The sequence below is a fragment of the Achromobacter sp. genome (assembly GCF_050285585.1).
Lineage (GTDB): Bacteria > Pseudomonadota > Gammaproteobacteria > Burkholderiales > Burkholderiaceae_B > Achromobacter.
In genome coordinates, this window is the sequence record NZ_JBLZXF010000084.1 from 1 (window position 1) to 4,304 (window position 4,304).

The 4,304-nt window shown below is 67.2% G+C and carries 3 protein-coding genes and 1 pseudogene; all 4 read left to right on the forward strand.

Annotated features, from left to right (window positions below; translation table 11 throughout):
* On the forward strand, positions 1-717 hold a 717-nt coding region (locus tag ACN6PJ_RS31120), incomplete at its 5' end, for a c-type cytochrome (RefSeq protein ID WP_427999488.1).
* Between the two features lie 308 nt (positions 718-1,025).
* Positions 1,026-1,565: an AAA family ATPase gene (locus ACN6PJ_RS31125; protein WP_427984711.1), complete on the forward strand. Its 540-nt coding sequence runs from the start codon at positions 1,026-1,028 to the stop codon at positions 1,563-1,565.
* Positions 1,566-1,602: 37 nt separating this feature from the next.
* Positions 1,603-3,249 carry a VRR-NUC domain-containing protein gene (locus ACN6PJ_RS31130; protein WP_427984710.1) on the forward strand — a complete coding sequence of 549 codons (1,647 nt, stop codon included), beginning with the start codon at positions 1,603-1,605 and terminating at the stop codon, positions 3,247-3,249.
* Positions 3,246-4,304 (forward strand): annotated as a pseudogene (locus ACN6PJ_RS31135) (ATP-dependent DNA helicase); the annotation flags it as partial. The gene ACN6PJ_RS31130 and the pseudogene ACN6PJ_RS31135, both read left to right, overlap by 4 nt.

The following is a 4,304-nucleotide window of genomic DNA, read 5'->3' on the forward strand; positions in this document are numbered from 1 at the left end:
ACGCCGCGCGGCGTGGCCTTGCAGGAAAAGGCGCTGACCGACGCGGACGGCTCGGCCTTCCTGTCGGGCGGCGTGGTCGAAGGCTGGCTGGCCAAGAACCTGCGCGGCGACGCGACCGACGGCCTGGGCGCCTGGACCAAGGAAGACATCACGACCTTCCTGAAGTCCGGCCGCAACGGTCATTCGGCGGCGTTCGGCGGCATGGCGCAAGTGGTCGAGGAAAGCACGCAGCACCTGACCGACGACGACCTGAATGCCATCGCGGTGTACCTGAAGAGTCTGCCGCCGGTGAACAAGGACGCCACCAAGCCGCTGGCCTATGACGAGTCCGTGGCGAATGCGCTGCGCACCGGCAAGGACAAGAGCGACGGCGCCATGGCCTTCCTGAACAACTGCGCGGCTTGCCATCGCAGCACGGGCAAGGGCTACACCGAGACGTTCCCGCAGCTCGCGCTGAGCTCGACGGTCAACTCGGCTGATCCGGCGTCGTTGATCCACATCGTGCTCAAGGGCGCCCAGATGCCGGGCACGGCGTCGGCCCCCACCGCGTACGCGATGCCGGGCTTCGACTGGCGCATGACCGACAAGGAAGTCGCCGACGTGGTGAGCTTCGTTCGGTCGAGCTGGGGCAACAAGGGCGCGGCAGTCAGCGCGTCCGACGTGGCCAAGGTGCGCAAGGACATCGGCGCCGCGCCGCAGCCGGTGCGCGCGCAGTGATGTGACGATGTCGTGATCGACTCCCGCCGGGGTATGGGCGGGAGGCAAACGGCGCCGGACAGCCTGAGGCTTTCCGGCGCCGTTTTTCATGCGCGCTTTTCATGCAATGCGGGATGCGGGTTTGACAAGCCGCAAGCATCGGAGCAAGCTGCGCAACATGTCTCGGACCCGCGCGCCTTCCGCCCTGATTATTGCCACCATCGGTTTGATGGTGGGTTAGCGCGTTTACCGGACATCGCTACACAAACCCGCCAAGAGGCGGGTTTGTCGTTTCCGCCTCCTGGTTTTTCTTCTGACAGGAGCTTTCCATGCCTTCCCCTGCAACCGTCCACGACACTGCCGAACCCATGCTGCATTTCCTGTGCGGCAAGATCGGCGCGGGCAAATCCACGCTGGCCGCCCGATTGGCGGCGCAGCCCCGGACCCTGCTGCTTAGTGAAGACCGCTGGCTGGCGGCGCTGTATCCGGGAGAAATCGTGGACGTGACGGACTACGGGCGCTGCGCCAGCCGCCTGCGCAACGCCATGGGCAGCCATGTCGTGGCGCTGGTGGCGGCGGGGCTGTCGGTGGTGCTGGACTTTCCGGCCAACACGCGCCGCAGCCGCGAGTGGCTGCGCGGCGTGGCCCAGGGGGCCGGATGCGCCCACACGCTGCATTATCTGGACGTGCCCGACACGGTCTGCAAGGCTCGGCTGCGCGTGCGCAATGCATCGGGCGAGCACCCCTTTACCACCAGCGAGGCCGAGTACGACGCCATCACGGCGTATTTCGTGGAGCCGGATGAGGCAGAGGGGCTGACCATCGTGCGTCACGCTTGGACAGAATCCGGACAGGCCGGCCTGCTATGATTACTGGATAAATAAACAGTCCACCCGGCTGCCGCCGATGTTGCCCCCGCACCGTTACTACTATCTGCACAATTTCCAGCGCGCGCTGGCGTGGGTCTCGGACCGCTACGCCGACCTGCTGGACGAAGACGATTGCCGCTTTCTGGCGGATTTCGCGGCGTTGCCGCAGGCGTCGCAGGCGTTGATGGTGCGCATGCTGATGCGGCGCGGCCCGTGGTTTCGTGCCAGCCGGCTGGTGTACGAAGAGATCCCGGCCGTCCAAGAAGCGGCCGCGGCGCTGGAAGCGCTGGGGTGGCTGGACACGCGGGCGCCGATGTCGCTGAATGAACTGTTTGCGCTATTGACCAAGCCCGAGCTGTGCCGCGTGTTCGCATCGCAGGCGGCAGCCAAGCCGGGCGCGCGCAAGGCCGACATGCTGGAGACGCTGCGGGCAGAATTGCCCGACGCCCGGCCGTTCTGCGGCTGGGCGCCCGATTTCGTGGAAGCCGTCTGGCGCGTGATGGTGGCGGACCGCTGCGAACGGCTGCGCCTCATGTTCTTCGGCAATCTGCATCAGGATTGGTCGGAATTCGTGCTGGCAGACCTGGGCGTGTTCCAGTACGAGACGGTGCCGTTCGATGCGGCGTCGCGGGCATTCCAGACGCGGGCGGACGTGGACTGCTATCTGGCGCTGCACGCGTGCCGCCGGGCGCTGGACGAGGGCGCGGCCGTGGACGACCTGCTGCGCGCGGCACAGGCGTGCGTCAGCGGCAACGCCTGGTTGGAAAAGCGCCGCGCCAAGGTGTTGTTGCGTATTGGACAAGCCTGCGAACGCGCGCAGGACTGGGACGCCGCCCAGCGCGTGTACGCGGCCTGTGGCTATCCGGGCGCGCGGCATCGGCGCATCCGGGTGTATGAACGGATGCAGCGGTTCGAGGACGCGATGGCGCTGGCCTTGACGGCCGCCGACGCGCCCGAAAGCGAAGAAGAGTCCCAACGCGTGGCGCGCATGATGCCGCGGTTGCGGCGCGGGCTGGGGCAGGGCGCGGCGGCACGTGCGGCGGCGCCCATCCTGCCCCGCACGGAACTGGCGCTGGCCCGCCCGGCGCAACCGTCCGCGGTGGAATACGTAACGCGCGATCACCTGCATCACGATGACGCGCCGGTGCATTACGTCGAAAACGCGCTGATCAATTCGCTGTTCGGGTTGCTGTGCTGGCCGGCCGTGTTTGCGCCGCTGCCGGGCGCGTTCTTTCATCCGTTCCAACGGGGGCCCGCCGACTTGGACGCGCCGGATTTTCACGCGCGGCGGCAGGCGCACTTCGATGCCTGCCTGGCGCAACTGGATACGCCCGCCTATCGCGACGTCATCCTGCAACGGTACGCCGACAAGGCGGGCTTGCAGTCGCCGTTTGTGTTCTGGGGCGCCTTGTCCGACACGTTGCTGGCGCAGGCGCTGGACTGCCTGCCGGCCGCGCATCTGAAGCTCTTCTTTACGCGACTGCTGCGCGACGTGAAGGGCAACCGGACCGGCCTGCCGGATCTGGTGCGCTTCTGGCCCGCCGAGCGCCGCTATGAATTGATCGAGGTGAAGGGGCCGGGCGACAAGCTGCAGGACAACCAGATCCGCTGGCTGCAGTATTGCGTGGCGCACGGGATGCCGGTGCGCGTGTGCCACGTGAGCTGGTTGCAGGAGGCTGCATGAGTTACGCGGTGGCGGTGCGGGCGTTGTGCGAGTTCACGGCACGGGCCGGTGATCTGGACCTGCGTTTCACGCCCGCGCCCAGCGGCCTGGAAGGCATGGCCGGGCACGCGATGGTGACAGGGCGGCGCGGGCCGGATTACGAAACCGAAGTCTCGTTGTCCGGCGTGTTTGGCGACCTGCTGGTGCGCGGGCGTGCCGACGGCTACGACCCGGCGGCCAACCAGCTCGAAGAGATCAAGACCTACCGCGGCCAGTTCGACAGCGTGCGCGAGAATCATCGCGTGGTGCATTGGGCGCAGGCTAAGGTGTACGGCCATCTGCTGTGCCAGGCACGCAGCCTGGCGAACGTGCGGGTGGCGCTGGTCTACTACAACGTGGCGACCGAGGAAGAGACCATGCTGGTGGAAACGCACGAGGCCGCGGATCTGGCTGCGTTCTTCCAACTGCAATGCGAGCGCTTTCTTGCGTGGGCCAAGGCGGAATTGGCGCACCGCCAGGCGCGCGACGCGGCGCTTGAGACGCTGGCGTTTCCGCATGGGGAGTTTCGTGCGGGCCAGCGCGATCTGGCGGTGGCCGTGTACCGCACGGCCCGCGATGGCCGCTGCCTGATGGCACAGGCTCCCACCGGCATCGGCAAGACGTTGGGCACGATTTTTCCGCTGCTCAAGGCCAGTCCGGGCACGGGCCTGGACAAGGTGTTTTTCCTGGCGGCAAAGGGGCCGGGGCGCGGGTTGGCGGTAGAGGCCCTGGAAACCATCAATGCGCAGCCCGCCAAGCCTGGCTTGCGGATCCTGGATCTGCAGGCGCGAGATAAAAGCTGCGTGCATCCGGACCTGGCCTGCCATGGCGATTCCTGCCCGCTGGCGCGCGGCTTCTACGACCGCCTGCCACAGGCCCGCGCCGCGGCGCTGGAACACACGCGGCTGGACGCACCCACCGTGCGCGCCACCGCCCTGGAACACGATGTGTGTCCGTACTACCTGTCGCAGGAGCTGATCCGCTGGAGCGACGTGGTGGTGGGCGACTACAACTATTACTACGACGCCACGGCCATG